The organism is Kitasatospora sp. NPDC001539 (assembly GCF_040298565.1).
Classification (GTDB): Bacteria; Actinomycetota; Actinomycetes; order Streptomycetales; family Streptomycetaceae; genus Kitasatospora.
Genome location: NZ_JBEPAK010000062.1, coordinates 1 through 24726, shown reverse-complemented (window position 1 = coordinate 24726; position 24726 = coordinate 1). Strand labels below are relative to the sequence as shown.

Genomic DNA, 24726 nt, shown 5'->3' with positions numbered 1-24726 from the left:
GTAGCGGTACCGCGTCGGCGTCGTCGGGCTCCGGAGTAGCATCGGCTGGAACCTGCCGGTCGTGCACCACTGGAGGGCCCGATGACGCAATCGACGCCGCCGACGCAGCAGTCCACCTGGGACGCCGTGGACGCCTACTTCTGCGAGCAACTGGTCGGGCACGACCCGGCGCTGGAGGCCGCGACCGCCGCCGCCGACGCGGCCGGGCTGCCCAGGATCGCGGTGGCCCCCAACCAGGGCAAGCTGCTCCACCTGCTGGCACTGACCCAGGGCGCGCGCCGGATCCTGGAGGTCGGCACGCTCGGGGGCTACAGCACCATCTGGCTGGCCCGGGCGCTGCCCGCGGACGGCACGCTGATCTCCCTGGAGCTCGACCCCCGGCACGCCGAGGTGGCGCGCGGCAACCTCGCTCGGGCGGGCCTGGACAAGGTCGCCGAGGTGCGCCAGGGCCGGGCCGCGGACTCGCTGGCCGCGCTGGTGGAGCAGGGCGAGGAGCCCTTCGACCTGGTCTTCATCGACGCGGACAAGCCGAGCAACCCCGAGTACTTCCGCCGCGCGCTCCAGCTGACCCGGCCCGGTTCGCTGATCATCGTGGACAACGTGGTGCGCGGCGGCGCGATCGCCGACGCCGACAGCACCGATCCGGCGATCGTCGCCACCCGCGCCCTGCACGAGCTGATCGCCGCCGAGCCGAGGGTCACCGCGACCTCGGTGCAGACGGTCGGCAGCAAGGGCTACGACGGCTTCACGCTGGCCCGCGTACAGGGCTGAGTGCGGGTAGCGAAGAGGCGACGGACCGGCGACGGCCGGGGTGGAGGTCGGCCCTGGCCGGCACTGGCCGGCCCCCACCGGCACGGAGCCCCCACCGGCCCTGGCCGGCCCTCACCGGCACGGGCCGGAACACGACGAACGAGGACGAACGGAGACATCGTGCGGATCGGACTGCTGGGCACCGGCCCCTGGGCGGAGCGGGTGCACGCGCCCGCCCTGGCGGAGCACCCCGGGCTGGAGTTCACCGGCGTCTGGGGCCGCCGGGCCGAGGCCGCCGAGGCGCTGGGCACGGCGCACGGCGTGCCCGGGTACGCCGACCTCGACCGGCTGCTCGCCGACGTGGACGCCGTCTCCATCGCCCTGCCCCCGTCCGTCCAGGCCGGTCTCGCGGTGCGGGCCGCCGAGGCCGGCTGCCACCTGCTGCTGGACAAGCCGGTCGCGTTCACCGTGCCGGACGCCCGCGCGGTGGCGGAGGCGGTGCGGGAGCACAAGGTCGCCTCGGTGGTCTTCTTCACGGTGCGCTTCGGCGGCGAGCAGATCCCGTGGATCGAGCGCCAGGCCGAGCTGGGCGGCTGGTTCACCGGCCGCTCGGACTGGCTCGGCTCGGTGTTCGCCCCGGGCAGCACCAGCCCGTACGCGGCCTCGTCGTGGCGCCGGGAGAAGGGCTCACTGTGGGACGTCGGCCCGCACGCGCTGTCCGTCCTGCTGCCGGTGCTGGGCGAGCCGACGGAGGTCACGGCGGTCGCCGGGCCGCTGGACACCGTCCACCTGGTCCTGCGGCACGCCGGCGGCGCCTCCAGCACCCTCGCGCTCAGCCTGACCGCCCCGCGGGCCGGTGGCGGGGTCGCGATGGAACTGCGCGGCGAGCACGGCGTGGTGCAGCTGCCCGAGCGCGGCGAGAGCCCGACGACCGCCCTGCACCGCGCCCTGGACGCCCTGCGCTCCTCCGCCGCCACCGGCGAGCCGCACCCCTGCGGCGCGGACTTCGGGCTGCGCGTGGTGGAGGTGCTGGCCGCCGCGGAACGCTCGCTGGCCGACGGCCGCCCGGTGGCGCTCTGAGCTCGCCTCCGCTCGGTGTCGGACCGCGCGGTGCCGGGCCGCTCGGTGTCGGACCGCGCGGTGTCGGACCGGGCGGTGCCGGGCCGCGCGGTACCGGACCGGTCACGCCGACGGCAGCTCGGGCCCCGGGGCGTCCGGGCGGCGGTCGGTGGGCCGGGCCGGGGGGATGACCGGGGCCCGGAAGTCGCGTGGTCCGGTCCACAGCGCCGGGACGGCGTCACTGCGGCGGGCCAGTTCGTAGGCGAGCGACTCGTAGTTGACCCGCCAGCCGTGGAAGTGCTTCCAGGCGTCCTCGACCGGGCGTTCGCGGGGGAACCCGGCGGCGGTGATCATGGCGACGGCCGCCAGGTACTCGGCGTAGCTGAGGCGGATCGGGGTCGCCGGGTCCGGGTCGGGGTCGAAGGGGACGCGCAGGGAGCGGCCGATGTCGCGCATGGCCGTGAAGCCGGCCCGGATCACCAGGCGGGCCTCGGCGGGAGCCGAGCGCGGGCAGAGGGCGAGGTGGAGGGCGGCCGCGTCCATCACCGCGATCAGTCCGACCACCCAGCTGCGGTTGGGCTGCGGGGAACGGAACGACAGCAGCACCGGGTAGTTGGAGTGGCTCTCGCCGATGTCGGCGGCCAGCCGCTCCCAGTCCCGGTAGAGCTGGGGGAGGGCCGTCTCGGTGTCGACCAGGGACTGACGGGCGAGCAGTTCCGGGCCCCAGGCCGGTTCCCCGGCCCGGGACTGCAGGAGCGTCACCTCGGTCTCGCGGCGCTGGTAGGCGGCGTAGAGGGTGGGCAGGTAGGCGATCTGCAGGGCGATCACCAGCGGGCCGCTGGCGGCGGCCATGAAGTCGATCGCGGACAGCTGCAGCCGCTCGCCGCTGGCGTAACCGAGGGTGAAGAGGCTGGATCCGGCCTCGCGGATGGACGTCGACCAGCCGAGCCCGGACGTGCCGTGCAGCAGCAGGGTGTAGGCGATCAGCATGCCGCTGAGCCACACCCCGAGCATGCCGAGCAGCACCAGCGGTGCCAGCCAGGTCAGGGCGCGGTCCTGCGCCCGGTACGTGCCGAACGGCGTGGCCCAGACGCGCAGCGCGGTGCGCAGCACCCGCCAGAGCCGGTGCACCAGCGCCGAGTACAGCCCGCGGGGGACGACCAGGGTGCGCAGGATGCTGCCGACGACCAGCAGCAGGACGAACACGCCGAGCAGCGTGTGGATCAACCTCATGGAGGTCATTCTGGCGGTCGAGGGGAGCGCTGGTGCGGCCGGGCACCGCCGACGTGGCGCGGCGTACGGCCGGCGCACCGCCGTCGCACGGCTCGCGCCCGTTCACCGCGGACCCGCTGAGACCATGATCACACCGGTCGGCGGCCGTCCCGGCTCCGGCCCCGGCTCCGGCCTCGGCTCCAGCCCTGGCCCGGCGCAGCCGTCCGCTCAGCGTCCGGGGGCGGGGTTCTGCCGGCCGGTCAGGCCTCCGCCGCGTCGGTCAGCCACGGCCCGAGCTTCTCCGGGTTGCGGACCGCCCAGATCCGGACGACCCGGCCGTCCGCGACGTCGAAGGAGGCGACCGTCATGACGACGCCGTCGCGCCGGGCCACCAGGCCGGGCCTGCCGTTGACCGACAGCTCCACGAGTTCCAGCCCGGGGGCCCTGTCGGCGATCGCGACCATGTACTGGGCGATGCGCGCCGCGCCCTCGACCGGGTGCAGGGCGGCGCCGACCATGCCGCCGCCGTCGGCGGTCATCACGGCGGCCGGGTCGAGGACGGCGACGAGGGCCGCGATGTCCCGGTTCTCCCAGGCCGTCTTGACGCGCCGTACGGTCTCGGCCTGCCCGGGCGCCGTCACCGGGGCGGGTGCGGGGCCCACCCGCCGCCGGGCGGAGGACGCCAGCTGCTTGCAGGCCGCGGGGGTGCGGCCGAGCACGTCGGCGATCTCGGCGAAGGGGTAGCGGAAGACGTCGTGCAGGACGAACGCCACCCGCTCGGCGGGTGTCATCGACTCCAGCACGACGAGGAAGGCCATGGCCACCGACTCGTCCAGGACCATCTGTTCGGCGAGGTCGGTGAGGCCGCCGCCGCGCCCGGGGCCCAGCTCGGCGCGGTCGGGCAGCGGCTCGGGAAGCCAGGCGCCGACGTAGCGCTCCCGCCGGGCCCGCGCGGAGCCGAGCAGGTCCAGGCAGATGCCGGCCGGTGACGGTCGTCAGCCAGGCGCCGGGGGAGAGGATCTCCGCCCGGCGGTGCGCCGGCAGCGCGTACCAGCGTGCGTAGGCCTCCTGGACGGCGTCCTCCGCCTCGGCCAGTGAGCCGAGCAGGCGGTAGGCGATGTTGAGCAGTCGGCGCCGCTCGCCGGACACCCCGTCGGCGACGGCTTCCGGTGCTCCCGGCGTCCCCTGCGCTGCCGGCGTCTCCGGCGCTCCCGGCGTCCCTGGCGATCCTGTCGTCCCCATGCCCCCGCCCCCCTCCGCGCCTTACCTTTCGCGGGCCCGCTTCGTCGGACCGGTGAGACCCTACCGATCCACTGCCCCCGGGCGGAAAAGAGGACCGCGACCATGGCCGGACAGCCGACGACGACCCCGCGCAGCTTCCCGTCCCGCTTCCCGTCCCGCTTCCCGTTCCTGCGGATCGCGATCGCGCTCCAGACCCTGACCACCTTCACGCAGGCGGTCTCCGCCGGGCTGCTGCTGACCACCTCGTACGGGGAGACGCTGCACAGTGTCGGCGCCCGGGTGATGTACGCGGCGTCGATGCTGTACGTGCTCGCGGCGGTGCTGGCGTGGAAGCCCGGCGGCGGCCCGCTGCGGCCGGTCTGGGAGGCTTCCGGCTTCCTGGTCCTCGCCTCCGTGCAGGTCGTGCTCGGCATCGCGCACGTGCCGGCGGTCCACCTCCCGCTGGGCGTCCTGATGTTCGGCCTGAGCGTGCTGGCCCTGGCGCGCCGCACCGACTGAGTCCGCCGGCGGTCGGAAATCCGCTGTCGCCGGTCAGTCGGTGGCTGATAGCGTCCGCGGCGTGGCAAAGCTGAACCAGATCATCGCCGTCGAAAAGGGCGTCAAGTCCAAGTCCTTCCAGGAGCTGACGCAGGCCCACCAGGACCTGCAGAAGCCCGCGCTCCTGGCCGGGATCTCCCGTACCTACCAGCCGAAGGACGAGGAGGGCGAGCAGCTCCCGCCGGAGTCGACCCGGGTGCAGCTCAAGGCCGAGGACGTCCTGCGGTCCACCGCGAGCACGCTCACCCGGCTCTTCGACGTGACGGCCACCAAGGACTGGGCCAATGTCGACGCCCGTGCCGACGTGGTGGTCGACGGCCAGGTGCTCCTCGCGCAGGTGCCGGTGCCGTACCTGCTCTTCCTGGAGAAGCAGCTCACCGACCTGTTCACCTTCGTGCGGAAGCTCCCGGTGCTGGACGCCTCCGAGTCGTGGAACCTGGACCCGTCCACCGACTCGTGGAAGACGGAGCCGGTGCGCACCATCCGCACCAAGAAGGTGCCGCGCAACCACGTCAAGGCCGAGGCGACGGAGAAGCACCCGGCCCAGGTCGAGGTCTACTACGAGGACGTGCCGGTCGGCTACTGGACCACGGTCAAGTTCTCCGGCGCGCTGCCGGCCCGCCGGGTGAACGAGCTCGCGGAGCGGGTGGAGAAGCTCCAGCAGGCCGTCAAGTTCGCTCGCGAGGAGGCCAATTCGGTGGAGGTCACCGACCAGCGGGTGGGCGACGCCGTCTTCGGCTACCTGTTCCGGTAGCCTCATGATCGCCCGCCCGGGGAGCCGGGCGGGTGCACCGGGCGCGTCGGCACCCTGCCAGGGGACTCCTGGCGGGTGCGCTGCGCGCGGTGCGAAAAGCTGACACTGATGTTGAAGCTGACCAGGGGTCACAGTGGAGGTTCAAATCCTCCCCCCGGCACCACCGGCCGGGGTAGCCCAAGCCCGGCAGAGGCAGGCCCCCTGAATCTCAGACTCTCGCTCCAGTCTCAGCATTCGCCGCCGAACACCGGATCGACCGGGTGCGGACGAACATCGACGAATGCGGGTTCAAGTCCCGTCTGTGCCGCTCCGTGGCACGGTAGTTCAAAGGCAGAACGCGTCGGTTTCAGCCTGATCCGCAGCCCTTAAACGTGCCGGTGTGCGCAATTGGGCGGCACACAGGGGCCCGGGAGCAGGCTACGCTCCCGGGCCCTCGCAGGTTGCTCAGCCCTCGCTCACGCGTTGCTCAGCGCTCGCTCGCTCACGCGTTGCTCAGCGCTCGCTCACGCGGGCGGGCTCACTCCTCGTCGAGGAACTCGTGGTTCTGGCGGCGGTAGGGCGCCGAGATGCCGGCCAGGCGGTTCGGCGGCCAGAAGTCGGAACGCTCGCTGAGCGCCAACTCGCCGTCCTGGCGCACCAACCAGACGTCCTCGTAGTCGAGGTGCAGGACCGCGTCGCCGGGCACCTGCGCCAGCAGGCCGTCGGCGAGGCGGGTCATGTCGTCCTGCTGGCCGGAGACGTCGGCGTCCTTGCCCAGCCGGAAGACGACCGAGACGGTCGGGGTGAAGACCCGGCCGCCGATCTCCGGGTCCCCCCACGGGGTGGGCTTGCGCGCGGCCACGCGGAGCCAGGTGCCGTACGCCGTGAGCACGCCGTCGTCGAGCAGCGCTTCGGCGGTCGCGGACTCGTCGACGAGCCGCAGCGACCGGGCGACGCCGGTGAGCGTCTGCGCGACCTGCGCAGGGGACCACGGGGTCACCAGTTCGAGGCTGTAGGAGATTGCCATGTCCGTCTTTCTGTTCTGCTACGGGTAGAGGGAGACCACGTTGCCGGACTTGTCGATCACGGTGACCTCCTTCAGCCCCTCGATCGGCCAGTCGTTCAGCTGCTTGCGCATGGCGCCCACGTCGACGTCGCTGTCGGACAGGTTCAGGACGATGCGGTCCGCCTGCCCTTCGTCGACCTTCTTCTGGATGCCGGTGGCGATGGAGCGGGGGTTCTTCGCGGTGGGCGCGTAGCAGTCCATCACCTCGCCCTCGACGCGGTAGTCCGGGTTCTTGGTCGTGCCGGGGACGTCCGGGTTCTGCTCGACCTTGTAGCCGTTCTTCGCGAGGATGTCGGCCGACTCGTTCTCCCGGGTGAACGCGCGCCGGGTGGTGTCGTCCGCGTTCTTGGGGATGTTGGTGACCCGCCCCTCGGGCTTGGCGTTGGGGTCGGCCGCCCGGGAGGGCTGGGTCCGCATGTCCGGCGAACTGCTTCCGCCGCCTCCGCCGTTGCCCTCCATCTGGACCCGGTCGGGGCCCATCGCGTCCTGGGCGATCTGGGCCGCACCGATGCCGGCCATGCCGAGGCCGGTGGCGATCACGCCGGCCGAGGCGACGTTGACGGGGATGCCGATGGCCGCGCCCACACCGGTCAGGTCCAGGCCGACGCCCAGGATCTCGCCGCCGGCGCCGAGCGTCGCGAGGCCGAGGCCGCCCGCGATCTCCAGCACCGCGCCGGGATCGTGCACCATCGCGTTGCCGATGGACTCCAGGTCCGCCAGGGCGGTCTTGCCCATGTCCTCCAGGAAGTCCCCGGCGTCGGAGAAGAAGTCGCCCACCTTGTCCAGCCAGCCCGGCTCCTCGGGTGCCTTGTCACGGCCCTTGGCGACCGCGTCGGCCGCCGTGTCGCCGGCGGTCTTGAGCTGGCTCCGCGCGCTGCTCAGGGTGTTCTCGGCGGTCGTCCGGGTGGCGTCGCCGGGATCGGTGAACGGCAGCTTGCGGCCTTCGCTCTTCTCCTGCGCCTCGTGCTCCGTCTTGGCCTTGGCCGTCGCGGCCTGGGCCTCACCCCACTGCCGGATCGCGTCCCTGGCCTGGCCCTGCGCCCATTCCAGCGTCGACTTGTAGGTGGTCAGGGCGGTGGCGGCGTCGTGGAAGCAGTCGCCCGCCTCCAGCCACTTCTGCGGCTCGCCCTTGAAGGCGGCCCGGAACGCGTCGCCGGCCTGACCGGTCCACCCGTCGGTGGTGTCGATCCGCTTGAGGCCCTCACCGGTGGAGTGCAGGGTGTCGCCGTAGCTCTTCAGCCACGCGGCGGTCGATCCGACCGCCTCGGGGTCGCCCGGTATGAGCTCCTTGGCGTCGGAGGTCTCCCCGAGTTCCTTCGCCACGTTACTTCGCCCCCGGGTCTTCGCCGCTGTCCCGCTTGAGCGTGCCGTGCAGGTGCCCGGCGATCTGGCCGTCGAGCTTCCCGTAGGCCTTCACGCTCGCGTTGAGGCGCTGCGAGACCTGCGAGGCGTCCTTGCCGAGGTTCTCCACGCCGATCTCCCAGCGCTTCAGGAAGTGACCGAGGACATCGGCCAGGTGGTCGTGGCCGATGTCCTCCTTCTTGTGGTCGAGGTCGCTGACCTTCTTGAACTGCAGCTTCGCCAAGGTGTCGGTGATGCCCGAAGCCGCCTTGTCGAGCGCGTCCAGGTCGACTTTGAACCCGTCCGCCATCGGCTCTCTCCCCGTGTCCGTTCGATCGCTTTTGCGCTGAACAGGGTAAAGGATGCCGGGATGGCCGGCTCCGGTTCCGGCCGCCGCAGGTCAGGGCGGCAGTCCGGCGGAGGGCGCGGGCCGGCCCGCCTGACACGGCGAAAATCCGTCGCGATCGCACGCCCCGTTCGGTACGGTCTCGCGTGTGCCGCCGCTGCCGGGCCTCGAAGGCTCCGGTCGCGGCTGCCGGTCGGCAGGTTCCCACGGTGAGGGCAGGTTTCGTCCATGGCGTGTCGCATCAGCGAGCTCGTACTCGGTTGCCGCGAACCGGAGGTGCTGGCGCGGTTCTGGTGCGAGGTCCTGGACTTCGTGGTGCTCTCCCGCGAGGACGACGGCAGCATCGAGATCGGGCCCCGGGAGGGGTTCGGGGGTGCGCAGCCGACCCTCTTCCTCAGCCGCAGGGACGCGCCGGAGCCGGGCAAGTCGCGGCTGCACATCGACGTCAACGCCACCGACCGCGACCAGGATGCCGAACTCGAGCGCCTGCTGGCGCTGGGGGCGCGCCCGGCCGACATCGGCCAGACGGGCGACGAGTCCTGGCACGTGCTCGCCGACCCCGAGGGCAATGAGTTCTGCCTGCTGAAGGCGCGTATCAAGGAGCTCTGACGCCTGCTCCGGCACGTGCCGGGTCCGGACGGCTGCGGGACCACGCCACGCGATGCAGCCGCCCGGCAACTTCGCTATTCCTCGACCCGGTTGAGGTGCTGCCGGAACGCCTCGGCGGCGGCGCGGGTGTAGAAGCGCCGGATCCGGTGCGAGGAGCCCGGCATGCGGAGGTACTCGTGTCGAGCGGGGTCCCAGAGGCCCCAGCACTCGAGTTGCAGGAAGTGCGGGCTGCCGGCGTCGATCAGGCGGATCTCGTACGCGGTGCGCGGGAGTTCGTTCTTGCGGACCCAGGCCTGAGCGTGCGCGTAGGAGTAGAAGCGAAGCGGGTCGTCGGCCGGCGGGAGGGCCTTGACGGGGAGGTCGCTCGTGCGGTCGTGGATGATCCAGACCTGGTAGGCGGCGCCGTTCGGGGCGTCGGCGGGGAGGATCGTGTAGCGGTCGAGGGTCATCGGCGGGTCGCCACCTGGATGAAGCCGGAGGCCTTCTCGACGCACGAGGCGAACTCGTTGAACTCGCCGTCGATCGCGGAGATGGTGGCTCTGGACGGGACGAGGATCGCCCCGGCGCGACGGTCGAGGAGACGCTGGAGGGCGGCCTGGAGCATCGGCCGGCGCTCGGGGCTCTTCAGGTCGGCTTCGTCGTCCACGACGATCAGCGAGATGTCCCAGCGGAAGGCGTGGGCGTAGGCCTCGCAGAGCCGCAACTCGCGCTTGGGGAAGCGGGAGTTGCTCTTGGCCAGGTAGACGACCACCTGCGGTCGGCCGAAGGCCTGTGGGGGCGTGGGGCAGCTCAAGGGTCGCTCCTCTGTGTAGCGATACGACTACCGGTGGTGTCCACTGTCGGCTAAGCTTCGGAATCGTTCAACTTGCCTGTCCCCTTGGTGGAATTGGACGTGTGCCATGAACCGCAAGGAGCTTGACCCGACGTCGTCTCCGCGAGAGTCTTTCGGCGCGCTGCTCCGCAGCTCGCGCGAGGCGTTGGGCTGGACGCAGCAGGACCTGGCGGCAGCCATGGGCTACTCGGACAGCTACATCTCGGCAGTCGAAACGGGCCGCAAATCCACCAGCCGAACCTTCGTCAGGGCGGCCGACAAGGCGCTCGGGACGGGCCAGACGCTCGAGTTGATGTGGGTCGGGATGAGGCGGAAGGGCTTCCTGGAGGGCTTCCCCGAGCACGCTGCTCAGGAGGCGCGTGCGGCGGAGATCCGGATCTTCGAACCGAACCTCATCCCTGGACTGTTCCAGACCAAGGCCTACGCTTCTGCGCGAGAGTCGGCGGCAGTGCAGCGAGGAAGCAGTACTCAGGATCAGGCTGAGGAGCGAGTGAAGTTCCTCATCGCCCGACAGCGTCTGCTCAAGCGTGCCGAGCCGCCAATCATCCACGCGGTGATAGACGAGAGCGGCATCCGGCGTCCGGTGGGCGGTGCGGCCACCATGCGCGCACAGCTCGACTACCTGGCCGAGATGGCGGCGAGGCCTCATGTGATCTTCCAGGTGGCCCCGTTCGCCCTGGCCGAGCACGCACCATTCCGGTCCGTTGTCACCTTGTTGACATTCGCCGACAGGTCTGTGGTCGGCTATACGGAATCCGCCGACCACGGCTATGTCGTGAGGGAAGACAGGACTATCAGGTCATGGGAAAGGGCCTACGATCGGTTGCAGGTGGATGCGCTGACCCGAGCCGCCTCCCTTGACCTGATTCGCCAGGCTCGAAAGGAACTTTGACTCATGGCACGCCCAGACCTCTCCCGCGCTTCCTGGTTCAAGTCCTCCTATTCGGACAACGGCGGTACTTGCGTGGAGGTCGCGCCTGACTTCCCGGGTGTTGTCCCAGTCCGTGACTCGAAGGATCCGGAGGGGCCCGCGCTCGTCTTTCCCCTCGCTGCTTGGCGGTCCTTCGTTGCCGCCGCGGCTGCGGGCGAGTTCGGCAGCGCCTGACCTGGCTGCTCGTCCCGACGGTGCTGTTCGAAAGGTGGTTCAGTGATGGCGCTTTTTGATCCGGCTTCCTTGCGCTGGGTGAAGTCGAGCTTCAGTCAGCAGGGCGGTAACTGCGTCGAGGTTGCCGTTGACTTGGCTGATGCCCGGTGGGTGAAGAGCCCGTACAGCGGCAACGGGGGGAGCTGCGTCGAGGTGGCGCCTGACTTCCCGAGCGTCGTGCCTGTCCGCGACTCCAAGGACCCCGAGGGTCCTGTCCTCCTCTTCCCGGCCGAGGCATGGCGGTCCTTCGTCGCTGCGACTGCCGCCGGCGAGTTCGGCTCTGTCTGATCCTCGATCCGGCCGACGAGCCCCCGGACCACCCGGTCCGGGGGCTCGCCGCGTATTGACACCGCGCGCCGTCCGATCGATGCTAAGCAAGCGCTTAGTCAATCCCTCCCTTCCCTCCCCTCTCCCCTCCCAGGAGTCGCCCGATGCCCGAGACCCCCGCCGATCCGCCCGGTCTGGACCTCGCCCGTCTCCGCGCCCACCTGGACCGCGAGCTGCCCGGCACCGTCCAGGGCCCGCTGCGGGCCGACCTCATCGAGGGGGGTCGCTCCAACCTCACCTACGTCCTCACCGACGGCGCCTCCCGCTGGGTCCTGCGCCGCCCCCCGCTCGGGCACGTCCTCGCCACCGCCCACGACATGGGCCGCGAGTACCGCGTCATGTCCGCGCTCCGAACCACCGGCGTGCCCGTCCCGGGCATGCTCCTCCTCGACCCCACCGACACCGTCCTCGGCGCGCCCTGGTACCTCATGGAGCACGTCGCCGGCACCGCCCACCGTGACGCCGCGTCCCTCGCCGCGCTCGGCGAGCAGCGCGTCGCCGATCTCGGTCGCCGCCTGGTCGAGACCCTCGCCACCCTCCACCGGATCGACCCCGCCACCGTCGGCCTCGCCGACTTCGGGCACCCCGACGGCTACCTGGAGCGCCAGCTGCGCCGCTGGTCCAAGCAGCTCGCCGCCTCCCGCAGCCGCGACCTCCCCGACCTGGACCGCCTGCACGCCCTCCTCGCCCAGCGCCTGCCGGTCTCGCCCGCGCCGGCGCTCGTCCACGGCGACTACCGGCTGGACAACGTCCTGGTCGACGACGGCGACACCATCACCGCCGTCCTCGACTGGGAGATGTCCACCCTCGGTGATCCGCTCACCGACATCGGCCTGCTCGTGATGTACACCGAACTCGCCGGAGTCGGCGGCGGCATCATCCCCTCCGCCATGACCGCCCCCGGCTTCCCCGGGCCGGACGAGATCGTCTCCCGCTACGCCGAGTTGACCGGCCGCCAGGCCGCCGACCTCGACTGGTACGTCGCCTTCGCCTCGTTCAAGCTCGCCGCCGTCGCCGAGGGCATCTTCTTCCGCTTCCAGCAGGGCCGCACCCTCGGCGCCGGGTTCGAGCGCGCGGGCGAGATGGCCCCGATCCTCGCCCGGCACGGCCTGGGCACCCTCAAGGAGAGCTGACCGATGGACTTCGCCTACGACGCCCGCACCACCGAGCTGCGCGAGCAGCTGCTCGCCTTCATGGACGAGCACGTGTACCCGGCCGAGCCCGTCCTCGCCGAGCAGCTCGCCGACCCGGCCCGCGAGCCGTGGAGCGTCCCGCCGGTGGTCGCCGACCTGAGGGCGGCGGCCCGCAAGCAGGGCCTGTGGAACCTCTTCATCCCCGGCGAGCACGGTGCCGGCCTCACCAACCTCCAGTACGCCCCGCTGGCCGAGATCACCGGCCGCAGCCCCCAGCTGGCCCCGCCCGCGCTCAACTGCGCGGCCCCCGACACCGGGAACATGGAGCTGCTCGCCGAGTTCGGCACCGCCGAGCAGAAGGAGCGCTGGCTGCGCCCGCTGCTGGACGCCGAGATCCGCTCCGCCTTCGCGATGACCGAGCCCGAGGTCGCCTCCTCGGACGCCACCAACGTCGCCACCCGGATCGTCCGTGACGGCGACGAGTACGTGATCAACGGCCGCAAGTGGTACATCACCGGCGCGATGAACCCGGACTGCAAGCTGATCATCGTGATGGGCAAGACCGACCCCACCGCCGAACCGCACCGCCAGCAGAGCATGGTGCTCGTCCCACGCGACACCCCCGGGATCACCTTCAAGCGCGGCATGACGGTTTTCGGCTACGACGACTCCGACCACGGCGGCCACGCCGAGGTGCTCTTCGAGGACGTCCGCGTCCCGGTGGAGAACCTGATCGGCGAGGAGGGCACCGGCTTCGCCATCGCCCAGGCCCGCCTCGGGCCCGGCCGGATCCACCACTGCATGCGCGCCATCGGCGCGGCCGAACGCGCACTGGAGCTGATGTGCCGCCGGACGACCGCCCGCGTCGCCTTCGGCCGGCCACTCGCGGAGCAGGGCGTCATCCAGGACTGGATCGCCGAATCCCGCGTCCGCATCGAGCAGTTGCGGCTGCTGGTGCTCAAGACCGCCTGGCTGATGGACACCGTCGGCAACCGCGGCGCGCACACCGAGATCCAGGCCATCAAGATCGCCACCCCGGCCACCGTCGAGTGGATCCTCGACAAGGCGGTCCAGGCGCACGGCGCCGGCGGCACCGGCCAGGACACCCCGCTCGCCCAGCTCTGGGCGGGCATCCGCAGCCTGCGCCTGGCCGACGGGCCGGACGAGGTCCACAAGCGCTCGCTGGCCCGCCGGGAGCTCAAGAAGTACCGCTGAGCCGCGGACCGGGCCGACGGTGTCATACCGGGGTAGCCACGGCGACTTGGCCCCCCGGTATGACGGCTGCGGCCCGGCTCCGCCCGTACCGTCTCCTGCGCAAGGGATCACCGCGAGGAGGAGGAACGGCGATGAGCAGGCGTGGACGGGCCGTGGCGACGGTACTGCTGGCGACGGCGGTGGCCCTGGGCGCGGCGGGCGCACCGGGAGCGGCCGCCGCGCCCCGGGACACCGGCTGGGGCAGGCTTGCCACGGCCGCGCTGCCGGACCCGACCGGGCCGTACCCGATCGGCACCACCTCCCTGAAGCTCACCGACCCGGACCGGGAGTTCCCGCTGAAGCCGGGCAAGCCCCGCGAGCTGATGATCAGCTTCTGGTACCCGACCGCCCGCCCCGCCACCGGCGGCGACCGCGCCCCGTTCATGGCGCCCGCGGCGGCCGCGCACTTCGGCAGCGCCGGGAGCGTCGGCCAGACGGACTACGGCTTCGAACCCGACCGCACCGACTGGGCCGGCGTCCGCACCCACGCCCGTACCGACGCACCGGCGCTGCCCGGCGGCAAGCGCCCCGTCGTCCTCTACTCGGCCGGCTTCGGCGATCCGCGCACCTGGGGCACCGCCCTGGTGGAGGACCTCGCCTCGCGCGGCTACGTGGTGGTCACCGTCGACCACACCTGGGACGCCTCCGAGGTGGAGTTCCCCGACGGCCGCCTGGCCGCGTCCGTCTTCCCCGAGCTGCTGGCCGACCCCGGCCTCGACATGGGCGCGACCCTGCGCACCGCGCTGCAGACCCGCGTCGACGACACCCGCTTCGTCCTGGACCAGCTCGCCGGGCTGCGGTGCGACCGGCGCCTGCCCGCCGGCCTCGCCGACTCGCTCGACCTCGACCGGATCGGCATGGTGGGCCACTCGGCGGGCGGCTCCACGGCGCTGCAGACCATGCACGACGACCCCCGGATCGCCGCCGGGATCAACATGGACGGCCAGCTGCACTTCCCCGGCCCGGACGGGCGGACGGGCGTCCACCTGACCAGCGTCGCCCAGGACGGCCTGAACCGGCCCTTCCTGCTCATGGGCACCCAGAACGACGACTCCGGCAGCTACCACCAGCAGCCCGGCTGGGACGCCCTCTGGCAGCACAGCAACGGCTGGCACGCCGACGTCACCCTGACCGGATCCCGGCACGCCTCCTACACCGACGCCGAGTCCCTGTTCCCGCAGCTCGCCCGCCAGGGCGCCATCAGCCCCGAGAAGCTGGCCGACGACATCGGCGACGTGCGACCCGAACGCGCCGAACTGGCCACCCGCAGCTACGTGGCCGCCTTCTTCGACCGCTGGCTGCGCGGCCGCGACGACCACCTGCTGGACGGGCCCTCGGCGCGCTTCCCGGAGATGGTGTACGAGCGCTGAGCGCTGCCGGCCCGTGCGCGGATCAGGCCCGCGGGCAGTCCCGGAGCAGCTCGGCGAAGGCCTCGTCGGCAGCCCCGGCCGGGAGGATCCGCAGCGCCGCGCCGTGGTCCGGGGTGCTGATCACGTAGTGCTCGGCGACGTGGGAGAGGTCGTCCCAGGGCTCCCAGGAGTGGGCGCGCAGCAGGACGCGGCCGCAGCGGGTGCAGCCGATCCACGGCACCAGCACCAGACCGGCGAGCTCGGGCTCGCTCCAGCCCGTCACCAGCTCGGCCTCGTCGCCCTCCCCGTCGAGCAGCCGCACCGGGGCGGGCCGTCCGTCGCCGAGGCAGCGCAGGATGCCGGGGGTGAGCTGCTCGCGCACGCCCCACTCCTCGGCGAGCACGGAGATCCGCGCCCGGTCCGCTCCGCCGATCGGCACCTGGCGGGCCACCAGGCTTTCGACCAGCAGGCCGAGCCCGCTCTCCTGCTCCCCGATCTGCCGGCAGTCCTCGACGCGCTGCGCGTCGGGCTCCGGAAGGAGCTCGGTGAGCCGGTGCCAGCGGGCGGTGTCCTCGTGCATGGCTCGGACTCTAACGCCCCCGCCTGCCCGCCTTCGGACCGGGGGACGGGCGGTGGCGCTCGGAGGCGGCCGGGCTACCTGATCTCCGAGTCGGGGTTGGCCTCGTCCCAGGCCCGGCGCGAGGCGACGATCGCGTCGTGGTGGTCGTAGGACCAGTCAGCCATGGCCCGCACCAGGTGGGTCAGGCTGTGCCCGAGCGGGGTCAGCTCGTACTCCACCTGCGGGGGGACGGTCGGGTGGACGGTCCGCGTCACCACCCCGTCGCGCTCCAACCGGCGCACCGTAAGGGTCAGCATCCGCTGGGAGATCCCCGGCAGCGCCCGCTGGAGCTCGCGGAACCGCCGTACTCCCTGGGCGAGTTCGACGACGGCCAGCACCGACCACTTGTCGCCGAGCCGGTTCAGCAGGTCACGGATCCCGCAGTCCACGCCGTCCTCGCACCAGACGACGGGGCGGGGAGCGGTTGCCGGAGTGGTTACCGCGGTGTGCCCTACGGACATGGAAGTGCCTCCTTATGCCGGACGCCCAGGCTATCGAGGATGGTCGCGTCCGCAACGACCGGTCTTCCGAAGGGGAACCATGCTGCTCGTCACCGGTGTCAACGGAGGGCTCGGGGCCCTCGTGCCGGAGAGGCTCGCCGCGCGGGAGGGGGTCGTCGCCGGCAGCCGGACGCCCGCCCGGGTGCCCGCGGGCGTCCCCGCCCGGCTGGTGGACTTCGACCGGCCCGAGACGCTGGCGCCGGCGTTCGAGGGCGTGGCGACCCTGCTGATGATCTCCGCGGGTGCCGCCGAGGACGACGTGGTGATCGCCCGGCACGGCGCCGCGATCGAGGCGGCGGAGCGGGCGGGCGTCGGGCACGTCGTCTACACCAGCCTGTCCGGCGACGGCGACCACCTGCCCTACGCCCTCGCCCACCGCTGGACGGAGCGGCGGCTGCGCGAGTCCGCCACGCTGCGCTGGACGGTGCTGCGCAACGGCCTCTACGCCGAGTTCCTGGCCGCGATCGCCGCCCCCGGCCCGGACGGGGTGATCACCGCGCCGCTCGGTGACGGGAAGCTGGCGGCGGTGGCCCGGGCGGACCTGGCCGAGGCGGCGGTCAACGTCGCCCTGGCGCCCGCCGCCCACGCGGGCCGCAGCTACGAGCTGGTCGGCGAGCGGGCGGTGGGCGGCGCGGAGGTGGCGGAGGCGCTGGGAGCTCGGTACCGCCCGGGCGCCCTGGGCGAGACCCGGCAGGCGGTGACGGCCTCGGGCGCCCGGGACTTCCAGGTGCCGATGCTGGTGGGCACCTACTCGGCGATCGCCCACGGCTTCCTGGCCGGCCCGGGTGTGCGGGGCGACCTGGCGGCCCTGCTCGGCCGTCCGCCCCGCCCGGCCCTGGAGGTCATCGCGGGTCGGTGACCTGGGCGCGCCGGGCGTCGATCCGGGAGTGCGCCTCCGGCCAGGTGACGGGGAGCTGCTCGACGGGCGCCTCCCAGAAGGTGAAGGTGGACTCCCGCATGGTGGCGCGCAGGCCCGTCATGACGCTGCGGTGGGGCTGGGCGGCGGCGAAGGCGTCGAGGGACGCTCGGCTCTCCCAGGCGGAGAGGGTGTAGAAGGTCCGCCGGAGCGGCCGGGCGATCAGCGAGGCGCCCAGGGCGCCCGGCGCGGTGCGCAGTTGGCGCCAGACGGCCAGCGACCTGAGGAGGAAGCGCGGGACGTCCGCGAGGGAGCGCACCTCGAACCGGGAGGCCATGACGACCGCGCGGGTGCCGGGGGCGGCGGGGTTGGGGGTGATCCAGGGCAGCGTGGGCATGCGGACGCTCCTCGTCGGCGGACGACACCACATTGGGTAGTGGCACTATCTATGTTAGACAGTGCTGGTATCCAAAAGCCAGAGGAAAGCGAGCGTGGGAGTGCGCATCTCCGAACTGAGCCGCCGCAGCGGAGTCCCGACCGCGACCATCAAGTACTACCTGCGGGAGGGGCTGCTGCCGCCCGGGCGGGCCGTCGCGGCCACCCAGGCCGACTACGACGAGAGCCACCTGCGCCGGCTGCGCCTGGTGCGCGCGCTGATCGGCGTCCGGGGGCTGAGTGTCAGCGCCACCCGGGAGGTGCTCGGCGCGGTGGCGGCGCACGCCGGGGAACGGCACCAGGTGCTGGGCCTGGTGCTCGGGGCCCGCCCGGTCGACGAGGGCGGGGGCAGGCAAGGGGGCGACCGGCAAGGGGGCTCGGGGCAGGCCGGAGGCGAGGGGCAGGCCGGGGGCGAAGGGCCGGGCGGCGGCGAGGGGCCGGGCGGGGGCGAAGAGCAGGCGCCCGCGCCCGGTGCCGCCGAGGTGGCCGCCCTGATCGGCGAACTCGGCTGGGCGGTCTCCGAGCACGCCCCCGCCCGTGCGGTGCTCGGCGAGACCCTGGAGACCCTGCGCTCGCTGGGCGCGGAGCTCTCCCACGACGTCCTGCGCCAGTACGCCGAGCTGGCCGAGCGGACCGCCGTCCTCGACCTCGACGAGCTCGACCCCCGCGCCGACCCGCTGGAGCAGGCCGAGCGGGCCCTGCTGCGGACCGTCCTGATGGAGCCCGCGCTGCTGGCGCTGCGGCGGCTCGCCCAGGAGAACGAGTCCGCCCGTCGCAACGCCTGAGGCCCGGCCGCCGCAACGCCTGAGGCTAGCCCGCCCGCCGCAACGCCTGGGGCTAGCCCGCCCGGTCGCCTTCCCTCCGCCACCCGCCCGGACGGCGATCCGGCCGGTGCTCAGCCGGTCGCCTTCCCGCCCTACTCGCCCAGGACGGCGATCCGGCCGGTGCTCAGCCCGTCGGCGACCCGCTGGACGGCCTCGGCGGCGCCGGCCAGCGGCACCCGGGCGCTCACCAGCGGCCGGACCACACCCTGCTCGGCGAGCTTGGTCAGCTCGTCGTGGGCGGCGCGGACGGCCCGCGGGTCGTGGGTGTTGTAGAGGCCCCAGTGCAGGCCCAGGATCGAGTAGTTCTTCACCAGGGCGTGGTTGAGCGCCGGCGTCGGGATCTGTCCGGCGGCGAAGCCGACCACCACGATCCGGCCCTCGAAGGCGACGCACTTGGCGGAGCCCGTGTAGGCGTCACCGCCGACCGGGTCGAACACCACGTCCGCGCCGCGCCCGCCGGTGGCCTGCTTGACGGCGGCGACGAAGTCCTCGGCCGTCCGGTCCACCACCAGGTCGGCGCCCAGGGAGCGGGCCGTCTCCGCCTTCGCCGCGCCGCCGACCACGGCGATCACCCGGGCTCCGGCCGCCCGACCCAACTGCACCGCCGCGCTGCCGACCCCGCCGGCCGCCGCGTGCACCAGCAGGGTCTCGCCGGCCCGCAGCCGGGCCCGGCGGTGCAGCGCGAACCAGGCGGTCTGGTAGCCGATGTGCAGGGCCGCCGCCCCGGCGTCGTCCAGCGCCTCGGGCGCCGGGAATGCCGCCTCGGCGTCCAGCAGCGCGTACTCGGCGAAGGCCCCGTGCGGCAGCACCGGGTTGCCGATCACCCGCTCGCCCCGGCGGGCCCCCTCCGCGACCTCGCCGCACAGCTCCACGCCGGGCGTGAACGGCAGCGGCGGACGGACCTGGTACTGCCCGCGCACCATCAGGGCGTCCGGGAAGTTCACCGCCGCCGCCCGGACCCGGACCAGCAGCCGGCCCGGCCCCGCCACCGGCCGCGGCACGTCCTCGGCCAGCCGCATCACCGCGGCCGGCTCGCCGAGCTCACCCACCTGCCAGGCCCTCACAGCACCTCACTCCCTTCCAGGCCCCGCTGGAGCCGGTTCATCCCGCCGATCCAGCGGTCCGGCTCGGTCGCCCGGGCGCGGTAGTACTCGGCGACCTCGGGGTGCGGCAGGATCAGGAAGCGGCCGTGGCCGAGCGCGTCCATCACCTCCGCGGCGACGTCCTCCGGGTCCAGCGCCGTCGGCGCGAGCAGCGCCTCGCCGACCGCGCCGGTGGAGGCCAGCATGTCGGTGCGCACGCCCTGCGGGCAGAGCGCGTGCACCGTGATCCCGCGGTGGCGGTAGGTCGCGGACAGCCACTCGGCGAAGGCGAGCGCGCCGTGCTTGCTGACGGCGTAAGGGGCCGAGCCCAACATGGTGAGCAGCCCGGCCGCGGAGACGGTGGCCAGGAAGCGGCCGCTGCCGCGCTCCAGCCAGCGGGGCAGCAGCAGTTCGGCGGCCCGCACGTGCGCCATCACGTTGACCTCCCAGGCACTCGCCCAGGCGGCGGCGGGGGCGTCGGCGCCGCCGACGGGGGCGACGCCCGCGTTGGCGCACCAGAGGTCGATCTCGCCGACCGCCGCGCGGGCCCCGTCGACGAGGGCGGCGAGGCCCGCGGCGGAGGCGGCGTCGCCGGGCAGGGCGGTGCCGCCGCACTCCCCGGCCACCCGGTGGGCGGCCTCGGCGTCCAGGTCGTTGACCACGACCCGGGCGCCGGCCTCGGCGAAGGCCCTGGCGAGGGCGGCGCCGATGCCCCGGCCGGCGCCGGTCACCACCGCGCCCTGGCCCGTCAGGTCCACCGTCACATCCCACCGCCGAGGGTGACGCCGCCGTCCACGACCAGGGTCTGGCCGGTGATCCAGCCGGCGTCGGAGGAGAGCAGGAAGGCGACCGCGCCCGCGACGTCCTCGGGAACGCCGAGCCGGCCCAGCGGGTAGGCCTTGGCGACCTGCTCCTCCCGGCCCTCGTACAGCGCTTCGGCGAACTTGGTCTTCACGACGGCGGGCGCGACGGCGTTGACCCGGATGCCCTGCGGGCCCAGCTCGGCGCCGAGTTCGACGGTGAGGCGGATCAGGGCGGCCTTGCTGACGCCGTACATGCCGATCCCGGCCGAGGAGCGGATGCCGGCGATCGAGGCGACGTTGACCACCGCGCCGCCGTGCTCGCCCATCCACGCGGCGCGCGCCCGGCGGATCCAGCCGAGCGGGGCGAGCACGTTGACGCCCAGGATCTTGGCGGCGGCGGCCTCGTCGGTGTCCAGCACCGGCCCGTAGACCGGGTTGATCCCGGTGTTGTTGACCAGGTGGTCGAGCCGTCCGAAGGCCTCCATGGTCCGGGCGACGGCCTCCTCCTGGTGCGCCGGGTCGTCGGCCTTGCCGGCGACGGCGATCGCGTTGTCCGGGCCGCCGAGGTCGCGGACGGCCTCGGCGAGCGGCTCCGGGTTGCGGGCGGTCAGGCAGACCTTGGCGCCCCGGTCGACCAGTTCGCGCGCGATCCCGAGGCCGATGCCCCGGCTCGATCCGGTGACGACGGCCACCTGGCCCTTGAAGGAGTGCACCACGGAGGGTCCTGCCTTTCGCGCGAGAATCCTGGGTTCCGGAGTCCTGGTCGGACGCATCGCTGACTAAGCGCTTGCTCAGCATGCTGTCGGTGCGGGAGCCTGTCAACCAGCCCGGTGGCCGCTCCGGCCGCTCCGTCGGGCGGGCCGGCTCGTCGCGCGGGCCGGTGCGCCGTCGGTCGGTTCGTCGGGCGGGCCGGTCCGTGGAGCGGGCCGGTCCGTGGAGCGGGCCCGTCCGCCGAGCGGGCCCGTCCGTCGAGCGGCCAACGGGAATGCCCGTACGACTTCTCTGGGAGGATGGCGCCATGACCAGCACGCCCATCGCCGACCTCTGGCCGACCCTGCCCGGCGCCGACACCCGCCCCGAGGCGGCGTACCGGCTGCTCCAGGCGGCCGTCGAGTCGTTCGCGGAGCGCGGCTTCCACGCCACCACCACCCGGGACATCGCCACCGCGGCCGGGATGAGCCCTGCCGCGCTGTACATCCACTACCAGTCCAAGGCCGCGCTCCTCGCGGAGATCAGCCAGGCCGGGCACGCCGCGACCCTGACCCTCGTGCGCGGGGCGGCGGCCGGGGAGGGCGGGCCGGCCGAGCGGATGCGGCGCCTGGTCGAACAGTTCACCGTGTGGCACGCCCGGGCCCGGACGGTCGGCCGCGTGGTCAACTACGAGCTTCACGCACTGCCGGAGGACGCCTACGCGGTGGTCGCGGCGCTGCGGCTGGACATCGAGCGCGAGGTCAGCGAGCTGATCGAGGCAGGGGTGGCGGCGGGCGACTTCCAGGTCTCCGAGGTGCGCACGGCGGCCCGCGCCGTCACCTCGCTGGGCATCGACGTCTCCCGCTGGTACACCGAGCGGTCCTCCGAGACCCCGGAGGAACTCGGGCGACGCTACGGCGAGTTGGTGCTGCGGATGCTCGGCGCCCGGGTCTGACCGGAGGCGGCGCCCGGGTCCGGCTGGAGGTGGCGCCCGGGTCTGACCGGAGGCGGCGCCCGGGCCTGACCAGAGGCGGCGCCCGACGCCGCTCTTGACCCGTCACGCAGGGTGCGAGCAGAATCGTATACGAAGTACGTGTGCCTCGTAGGCGTACAGCGCCGAGCACCAGCGGCCCCGTCCGAGACCCCGCCCGACGCACTCCCACCGCGGCCGACGCCGCGGATCGAAGCAGAACACTCCCGCGGCGACCGCCCCCGACCGGCGGCGCCGACGGGTTCGAACCCCCCACCCGGGCCGGTCCGGCCGGGGTCGTGGCGCCGCCGACCGTGCGGCGACACGGGGACGACGCGTGCAGCGCGCCGTGGCACGGCCCGGGCGGGCGGAGAAGGGAGGCGCAGCGATGCCCTTCCAGCCCTTCCATCGGGTCCGGCCCTTTCAGCCGGTCCACCCCCCTGTCCAGACCGCCAAGCCCGTCCACCCTGTCCGGACCGTCCAGTCCGCCCAGCCCTTCCGTCGATCCAGCCCGGTCCGGCCGCGTTTCTGGCTGGAGACGGCTCTCGGCAGCCTGTCCGGGCTGCTGTTCCTGCTCACCCTGGTGTGGCCGGAGTGGATCGAGACGCTCCTCGGCCTCGACCCCGACGCCGGCAGCGGCGCCGCCGAGTGGCTGGTCGTCGCCCTCGCCGCGACCGCCACGGCCGCCTGCGCGCTCGCCGCGCGGACGGAGTGGCGCCGGACGCACCCGTCCTCGGCCCGCGTCGTGCGGTGACCGGATCGGAGGAGCGCCATGACCGACACCACCGGCACCACCCCCGCCGCCGCGCCCGAGCGGCTGACCGAACTCGTCCGGGAGGCCCCGCTGAGCTTCCTGGGCACGGTCACCCGGGTCGGCGGCACCTCGCTCGCGGCCTTCCCGGCCGACCAGCGCAACGAACGGACGACCGTGGTGAGGGTGGACCGGGTGCTGCACGCGCCGCAGGCCTACCGGCAACTCGCCGGCACCGAGGTCACCGTCCAACTGGCGCCCGACACCGCCCTCCTGAACGTCGGTGACGTGGCCGCCTTCTTCACCCGGGGCCTGGTCTACGGCGAGACCCTCGGCCTCGCCGAGGTGGGCCGGCTGCCCGCCGAGACCGTCCAGCCGCACGTCTCGCTCGCGGCCACCACCGCCGACGAGATGCCGTTCTCCTCGGTGCAGCGCGACATCCGGAACCAGGACATCGCCGCGCACGCCCAGGCGGCGGACGCCGTGGTGGTCGGCAGCGTGGTCGGCCTGGAGGACCTCGGCCTGCCGGAGTTCTCCGAGCACGCCCCGCACTGGTGGCGGGCCACGCTCACCGTCTCGCACGTGGAGGCCGGCAGCATCGACGCGGGGCGGACCACCGTCCTCTACCCGCACAGCGGCGACATCCGCTGGCGCGACGTGCCCAAGCCGAAGCCCGGGCAACTGGGCCTGTGGCTGCTGCACGCCACCACGGGCGACCTGGCCTCCCGGGCGCCGTACCGACTGCTCCACCCCGACGACTACCAGCCGGCGCAGAAGCTCGCCGTGCTGCGCGAAGGGAGGTGAGCCGACATGGCCACCATCAAGGTCGTCAACATCACTCCCAAGGCGCAGAGCGGCAACGCGGGACTGGACGCGGAGCCCAACCTCGCGGTCAACCCGGAGAATCCGCGAGAGATCGTCGCCACCGCCTTCACCCCCGACCCACTGGGCGGACCGCTCGCGCCGGTCTACGTCTCGACGGACGGCGGGGACACCTGGGTGCTGAACAGCGTCGTCCCCGGCAACAACACCGTCGCGGGCACCGGGGACATCACCGTCGGCTTCGCCGCGCACGGCGGCGCGCTCTACACGGGGATCCTCAACGGCCGGAACGACGACCTGGAGATCCTGCGCGCTGCGGACATCGCCACCGCCACGCCGATGGAGGTCCTTCTGGACGTGTCCGCGCAGGACCGACCGGACCAGCCGTGGGTGGTCACGGGTGCCGCCACGGCCGACGGCGCGGGCCAGGACACCGTGTACGTCGGCAACAACGTGGCGAAGAAGGACCACCACTCGTTGCCCCGCACCGCCATGGTGGCGGTCTCGGCCGATGCTCGGACCGGCTCGGGCGGATTCAGCAACGTCCCGGTCGACCGGCGCGCGGGCACCGTCCACGACGGACCGCCGATCCGGCTCGCGGCGCACCACGACGGAACCGTCTACACCGCGTTCGAGAGCTGGAGCGGTGCCGTCACGAACCCTGCGGAACCGACCTTCGGCCTGATCGTCACCATGGACGTCGTGGTGACCCGGGACGACAAGGGAGGCCTCGGCCAGGACCCGTTCCAGGACCTCCGGGACTCGGACGACGGCGGCGTCGGCCAGCGGGTGGTCAGCAGCCGGACCCTGCCGTTCGACGTGCGCGTGGCGGCACTGGGGCAGGAGCGCACCGGAGCCGACCTGTCGATCGCGGTCGACCCGACGGACTCCAACAGCGTGTGGATCGCCTGGTGCGACGCCACGGGCGGAACCCTCCCGACCGACTACGTGCTGCACGTCCAGCACTCGACCGACCGCGGACAGACCTGGGCCGCCACCCGCAAGGACGTGATCGACGCCAAGAACCCCTCACTGGCGGTCAACTCCGAAGGCCTGGTCGGGCTGGTCTACCAGCAGCTCACCCACAACCAGTGGCGGACCGTGCTGGAGGTGAGCCAGGACGGCTTCAAGACCCTGGAGAGCACCGTCCTGCACCAGGCCCCGGGCGACGTCCCGTCATCCGGCGGCGGCCTGCCGTACCTGGGCGACTACCTCCGGATGCTCGCGGTCGGCAAGGACTTCTACGGGATCTTCGCGGGCAACAACGCCCCCGACCGGGCCAACTTCCCGGTCGGCGTGACCTACCAGCGGAACGCCGACTTCACCACCCACCAACTCCTCAACCCCAACGGGGTGGCCGGGGTGCCGGTCTCGATCGACCCGTTCTTCTTCCACCGGGCTGCCTGAACCCGTGCCTCGGGGCGCCCGCCACGACCGGTC

At 73.1% G+C, this 24726-nt stretch carries 29 protein-coding genes, 1 tRNA gene and 1 pseudogene; 18 read left to right on the top strand and 13 right to left on the bottom strand.

Going from position 1 to position 24726, the window contains the following annotated elements:
• Nucleotides 1–81 precede the first annotated feature (81 nt).
• Complete coding sequence (locus tag ABT247_RS12990) at nt 82–771, top strand: O-methyltransferase (protein WP_350741973.1); 690 nt, start codon at nt 82–84, stop codon at nt 769–771.
• 159 nt (nt 772–930) lie between these two features.
• Nucleotides 931–1830: a Gfo/Idh/MocA family protein gene (locus ABT247_RS12985; protein WP_350741971.1), complete on the top strand. Its 900-nt coding sequence runs from the start codon at nt 931–933 to the stop codon at nt 1828–1830.
• A gap of 102 nt (nt 1831–1932) precedes the next feature.
• On the opposite strand, the gene ABT247_RS12980 is transcribed toward ABT247_RS12985, so the two are convergent.
• Nucleotides 1933–3042 carry a hypothetical protein gene (locus ABT247_RS12980; RefSeq protein WP_350741969.1) on the bottom strand — a complete coding sequence of 370 codons (1110 nt, stop codon included), beginning with the start codon at nt 3040–3042 and terminating at the stop codon, nt 1933–1935.
• A 239-nt stretch (nt 3043–3281) separates the two neighbouring features.
• A pseudogene (sigJ, locus tag ABT247_RS12975) lies at nt 3282–4128 on the bottom strand (RNA polymerase sigma factor SigJ).
• A 237-nt stretch (nt 4129–4365) separates the two neighbouring features.
• Between sigJ and ABT247_RS12970 the strand changes: the two are divergent.
• The 3 genes from ABT247_RS12970 to ABT247_RS12960 all read left to right on the top strand — a co-directional run bounded on the left by ABT247_RS12970 (nt 4366) and on the right by ABT247_RS12960 (nt 5717).
• Nucleotides 4366–4761 carry a hypothetical protein gene (locus tag ABT247_RS12970; RefSeq protein WP_350741967.1) on the top strand — a complete coding sequence of 132 codons (396 nt, stop codon included), beginning with the start codon at nt 4366–4368 and terminating at the stop codon, nt 4759–4761.
• Between the two features lie 61 nt (nt 4762–4822).
• Nucleotides 4823–5554: a DUF7873 family protein gene (locus ABT247_RS12965; protein ID WP_350741965.1), complete on the top strand. Its 732-nt coding sequence runs from the start codon at nt 4823–4825 to the stop codon at nt 5552–5554.
• Between the two features lie 23 nt (nt 5555–5577).
• A tRNA-OTHER gene (locus tag ABT247_RS12960) sits at nt 5578–5717 on the top strand.
• 354 nt (nt 5718–6071) lie between these two features.
• On the opposite strand, the gene ABT247_RS12955 is transcribed toward ABT247_RS12960, so the two are convergent.
• From ABT247_RS12955 to ABT247_RS12945, 3 genes are read right to left on the bottom strand one after another with little or no spacing between them, the layout of a single operon-like run.
• Nucleotides 6072–6560, bottom strand: coding sequence for a SitI3 family protein (locus tag ABT247_RS12955; RefSeq protein ID WP_350741963.1), 489 nt, complete (start codon nt 6558–6560; stop codon nt 6072–6074).
• Between the two features lie 18 nt (nt 6561–6578).
• Complete coding sequence (locus ABT247_RS12950; RefSeq protein WP_350741961.1) at nt 6579–7922, bottom strand: putative T7SS-secreted protein; 1344 nt, start codon at nt 7920–7922, stop codon at nt 6579–6581.
• A gap of 1 nt (nt 7923) precedes the next feature.
• Complete coding sequence (locus ABT247_RS12945; RefSeq protein ID WP_350741957.1) at nt 7924–8250, bottom strand: FH2 domain-containing protein; 327 nt, start codon at nt 8248–8250, stop codon at nt 7924–7926.
• A gap of 264 nt (nt 8251–8514) precedes the next feature.
• Between ABT247_RS12945 and ABT247_RS12940 the strand changes: the two genes are divergently transcribed.
• Nucleotides 8515–8895, top strand: coding sequence for a VOC family protein (locus ABT247_RS12940; RefSeq protein ID WP_350741955.1), 381 nt, complete (start codon nt 8515–8517; stop codon nt 8893–8895).
• 74 nt (nt 8896–8969) lie between these two features.
• On the opposite strand, the gene ABT247_RS12935 is transcribed toward ABT247_RS12940, so the two are convergent.
• Nucleotides 8970–9344, bottom strand: a complete 375-nt coding sequence (locus tag ABT247_RS12935) for a hypothetical protein (protein WP_350741953.1) — start codon at nt 9342–9344, stop codon at nt 8970–8972.
• The gene (locus ABT247_RS12930) at nt 9341–9688 is read right to left on the bottom strand and encodes a recombinase family protein (protein WP_350741951.1); all 348 of its coding nucleotides are present in this window, start codon (nt 9686–9688) and stop codon (nt 9341–9343) included. Before ABT247_RS12930 ends, ABT247_RS12935 begins: the two co-directional genes overlap by 4 nt.
• Nucleotides 9689–9794: 106 nt before the next feature.
• Here ABT247_RS12930 and ABT247_RS12925 point away from each other — a divergent pair, with 106 nt between their 5' ends.
• The 6 genes from ABT247_RS12925 to ABT247_RS12900 all read left to right on the top strand — a co-directional run bounded on the left by ABT247_RS12925 (nt 9795) and on the right by ABT247_RS12900 (nt 14955).
• The gene (locus tag ABT247_RS12925) at nt 9795–10619 is read left to right on the top strand and encodes a helix-turn-helix domain-containing protein (RefSeq protein ID WP_350741949.1); all 825 of its coding nucleotides are present in this window, start codon (nt 9795–9797) and stop codon (nt 10617–10619) included.
• A gap of 3 nt (nt 10620–10622) precedes the next feature.
• A complete protein-coding gene (locus ABT247_RS12920) occupies nt 10623–10832 on the top strand; it encodes a DUF397 domain-containing protein (protein WP_350741947.1) in 210 nt (69 codons plus the stop codon).
• A gap of 45 nt (nt 10833–10877) precedes the next feature.
• Nucleotides 10878–11159 carry a DUF397 domain-containing protein gene (locus ABT247_RS12915; protein ID WP_350741945.1) on the top strand — a complete coding sequence of 94 codons (282 nt, stop codon included), beginning with the start codon at nt 10878–10880 and terminating at the stop codon, nt 11157–11159.
• A gap of 143 nt (nt 11160–11302) precedes the next feature.
• Nucleotides 11303–12331: a phosphotransferase family protein gene (locus tag ABT247_RS12910; protein ID WP_350741943.1), complete on the top strand. Its 1029-nt coding sequence runs from the start codon at nt 11303–11305 to the stop codon at nt 12329–12331.
• A gap of 3 nt (nt 12332–12334) precedes the next feature.
• Entirely contained in the window at nt 12335–13546 is a 1212-nt protein-coding gene (locus ABT247_RS12905; RefSeq protein ID WP_350741941.1) for an acyl-CoA dehydrogenase family protein, read from the top strand.
• 131 nt (nt 13547–13677) lie between these two features.
• Entirely contained in the window at nt 13678–14955 is a 1278-nt protein-coding gene (locus tag ABT247_RS12900; RefSeq protein ID WP_350741939.1) for an alpha/beta hydrolase family protein, read from the top strand.
• Nucleotides 14956–14977: 22 nt separating this feature from the next.
• On the opposite strand, the gene ABT247_RS12895 is transcribed toward ABT247_RS12900, so the two are convergent.
• Nucleotides 14978–15514, bottom strand: a complete 537-nt coding sequence (locus tag ABT247_RS12895; protein ID WP_350741937.1) for a hypothetical protein — start codon at nt 15512–15514, stop codon at nt 14978–14980.
• A gap of 74 nt (nt 15515–15588) precedes the next feature.
• Nucleotides 15589–16014, bottom strand: coding sequence for a winged helix-turn-helix transcriptional regulator (locus ABT247_RS12890; RefSeq protein WP_350741935.1), 426 nt, complete (start codon nt 16012–16014; stop codon nt 15589–15591).
• A 79-nt stretch (nt 16015–16093) separates the two neighbouring features.
• Here ABT247_RS12890 and ABT247_RS12885 point away from each other — a divergent pair, with 79 nt between their 5' ends.
• Entirely contained in the window at nt 16094–16912 is an 819-nt protein-coding gene (locus ABT247_RS12885) for an NAD(P)H-binding protein (protein WP_350741933.1), read from the top strand.
• On the opposite strand, the gene ABT247_RS12880 is transcribed toward ABT247_RS12885, so the two are convergent.
• Nucleotides 16896–17306, bottom strand: a complete 411-nt coding sequence (locus ABT247_RS12880) for a DUF3291 domain-containing protein (protein ID WP_350741931.1) — start codon at nt 17304–17306, stop codon at nt 16896–16898. The two genes, ABT247_RS12885 and ABT247_RS12880, sit on opposite strands and share 17 nt — an antisense overlap.
• 100 nt (nt 17307–17406) lie before the next feature.
• On the opposite strand from ABT247_RS12880, the gene ABT247_RS12875 reads away from it, so the two are divergent.
• Nucleotides 17407–18129 (top strand): MerR family transcriptional regulator, encoded by a 723-nt coding sequence (locus ABT247_RS12875; protein WP_350741984.1) that lies wholly within the window; start codon nt 17407–17409, stop codon nt 18127–18129.
• Nucleotides 18130–18260: 131 nt separating this feature from the next.
• On the opposite strand, the gene ABT247_RS12870 is transcribed toward ABT247_RS12875, so the two are convergent.
• The 3 genes from ABT247_RS12870 to ABT247_RS12860 are packed head-to-tail and all read right to left on the bottom strand — an operon-like array spanning nt 18261 to nt 20769.
• On the bottom strand, nt 18261–19232 hold the full coding sequence (locus ABT247_RS12870) for an NADPH:quinone oxidoreductase family protein (RefSeq protein WP_350741929.1): 972 nt from the start codon (nt 19230–19232) through the stop codon (nt 18261–18263).
• Nucleotides 19229–20014 (bottom strand): SDR family NAD(P)-dependent oxidoreductase, encoded by a 786-nt coding sequence (locus tag ABT247_RS12865; protein WP_350741927.1) that lies wholly within the window; start codon nt 20012–20014, stop codon nt 19229–19231. The genes ABT247_RS12870 and ABT247_RS12865 overlap by 4 nt, the downstream gene beginning before the upstream one ends.
• Nucleotides 20011–20769, bottom strand: a complete 759-nt coding sequence (locus ABT247_RS12860) for an SDR family oxidoreductase (protein ID WP_350741925.1) — start codon at nt 20767–20769, stop codon at nt 20011–20013. The genes ABT247_RS12865 and ABT247_RS12860 overlap by 4 nt, the downstream gene beginning before the upstream one ends.
• Before the next feature lie 302 nt (nt 20770–21071).
• On the opposite strand from ABT247_RS12860, the gene ABT247_RS12855 reads away from it, so the two are divergent.
• The 4 genes from ABT247_RS12855 to ABT247_RS12840 all read left to right on the top strand — a co-directional run bounded on the left by ABT247_RS12855 (nt 21072) and on the right by ABT247_RS12840 (nt 24693).
• Nucleotides 21072–21698 carry a TetR/AcrR family transcriptional regulator gene (locus ABT247_RS12855; protein WP_350741923.1) on the top strand — a complete coding sequence of 209 codons (627 nt, stop codon included), beginning with the start codon at nt 21072–21074 and terminating at the stop codon, nt 21696–21698.
• A 403-nt stretch (nt 21699–22101) separates the two neighbouring features.
• Nucleotides 22102–22467, top strand: coding sequence for a hypothetical protein (locus ABT247_RS12850; RefSeq protein WP_350741921.1), 366 nt, complete (start codon nt 22102–22104; stop codon nt 22465–22467).
• Nucleotides 22468–22485: 18 nt separating this feature from the next.
• On the top strand, nt 22486–23268 hold the full coding sequence (locus ABT247_RS12845) for a hypothetical protein (protein WP_350741919.1): 783 nt from the start codon (nt 22486–22488) through the stop codon (nt 23266–23268).
• Between the two features lie 6 nt (nt 23269–23274).
• Nucleotides 23275–24693 (top strand): hypothetical protein, encoded by a 1419-nt coding sequence (locus tag ABT247_RS12840; protein WP_350741917.1) that lies wholly within the window; start codon nt 23275–23277, stop codon nt 24691–24693.
• Nucleotides 24694–24726 lie beyond the last annotated feature (33 nt).

What these genes read in the sequence shown, in the direction of transcription:
- ABT247_RS12880 (WP_350741931.1), bottom strand. Translation starts at nt 17,306, where the DNA reads ATGCCCACGCTGCCCTGGATCACCCCCAACCCCGCCGCCCCCGGCACC.
- ABT247_RS12920 (WP_350741947.1), top strand. Translation starts at nt 10,623, where the DNA reads ATGGCACGCCCAGACCTCTCCCGCGCTTCCTGGTTCAAGTCCTCCTAT.
- ABT247_RS12955 (WP_350741963.1), bottom strand. Translation starts at nt 6,560, where the DNA reads ATGGCAATCTCCTACAGCCTCGAACTGGTGACCCCGTGGTCCCCTGCG.
- ABT247_RS12940 (WP_350741955.1), top strand. Translation starts at nt 8,515, where the DNA reads ATGGCGTGTCGCATCAGCGAGCTCGTACTCGGTTGCCGCGAACCGGAG.
- ABT247_RS12890 (WP_350741935.1), bottom strand. Translation starts at nt 16,014, where the DNA reads ATGTCCGTAGGGCACACCGCGGTAACCACTCCGGCAACCGCTCCCCGC.
- ABT247_RS12990 (WP_350741973.1), top strand. Translation starts at nt 82, where the DNA reads ATGACGCAATCGACGCCGCCGACGCAGCAGTCCACCTGGGACGCCGTG.
- ABT247_RS12935 (WP_350741953.1), bottom strand. Translation starts at nt 9,344, where the DNA reads ATGACCCTCGACCGCTACACGATCCTCCCCGCCGACGCCCCGAACGGC.
- ABT247_RS12910 (WP_350741943.1), top strand. Translation starts at nt 11,303, where the DNA reads ATGCCCGAGACCCCCGCCGATCCGCCCGGTCTGGACCTCGCCCGTCTC.
- ABT247_RS12915 (WP_350741945.1), top strand. Translation starts at nt 10,878, where the DNA reads ATGGCGCTTTTTGATCCGGCTTCCTTGCGCTGGGTGAAGTCGAGCTTC.
- ABT247_RS12850 (WP_350741921.1), top strand. Translation starts at nt 22,102, where the DNA reads ATGCCCTTCCAGCCCTTCCATCGGGTCCGGCCCTTTCAGCCGGTCCAC.
- ABT247_RS12845 (WP_350741919.1), top strand. Translation starts at nt 22,486, where the DNA reads ATGACCGACACCACCGGCACCACCCCCGCCGCCGCGCCCGAGCGGCTG.
- ABT247_RS12855 (WP_350741923.1), top strand. Translation starts at nt 21,072, where the DNA reads ATGACCAGCACGCCCATCGCCGACCTCTGGCCGACCCTGCCCGGCGCC.
- ABT247_RS12970 (WP_350741967.1), top strand. Translation starts at nt 4,366, where the DNA reads ATGGCCGGACAGCCGACGACGACCCCGCGCAGCTTCCCGTCCCGCTTC.
- ABT247_RS12925 (WP_350741949.1), top strand. Translation starts at nt 9,795, where the DNA reads ATGAACCGCAAGGAGCTTGACCCGACGTCGTCTCCGCGAGAGTCTTTC.
- ABT247_RS12945 (WP_350741957.1), bottom strand. Translation starts at nt 8,250, where the DNA reads ATGGCGGACGGGTTCAAAGTCGACCTGGACGCGCTCGACAAGGCGGCT.
- ABT247_RS12980 (WP_350741969.1), bottom strand. Translation starts at nt 3,042, where the DNA reads ATGAGGTTGATCCACACGCTGCTCGGCGTGTTCGTCCTGCTGCTGGTC.
- ABT247_RS12900 (WP_350741939.1), top strand. Translation starts at nt 13,678, where the DNA reads ATGAGCAGGCGTGGACGGGCCGTGGCGACGGTACTGCTGGCGACGGCG.
- ABT247_RS12885 (WP_350741933.1), top strand. Translation starts at nt 16,094, where the DNA reads ATGCTGCTCGTCACCGGTGTCAACGGAGGGCTCGGGGCCCTCGTGCCG.
- ABT247_RS12895 (WP_350741937.1), bottom strand. Translation starts at nt 15,514, where the DNA reads ATGCACGAGGACACCGCCCGCTGGCACCGGCTCACCGAGCTCCTTCCG.
- ABT247_RS12840 (WP_350741917.1), top strand. Translation starts at nt 23,275, where the DNA reads ATGGCCACCATCAAGGTCGTCAACATCACTCCCAAGGCGCAGAGCGGC.
- ABT247_RS12905 (WP_350741941.1), top strand. Translation starts at nt 12,335, where the DNA reads ATGGACTTCGCCTACGACGCCCGCACCACCGAGCTGCGCGAGCAGCTG.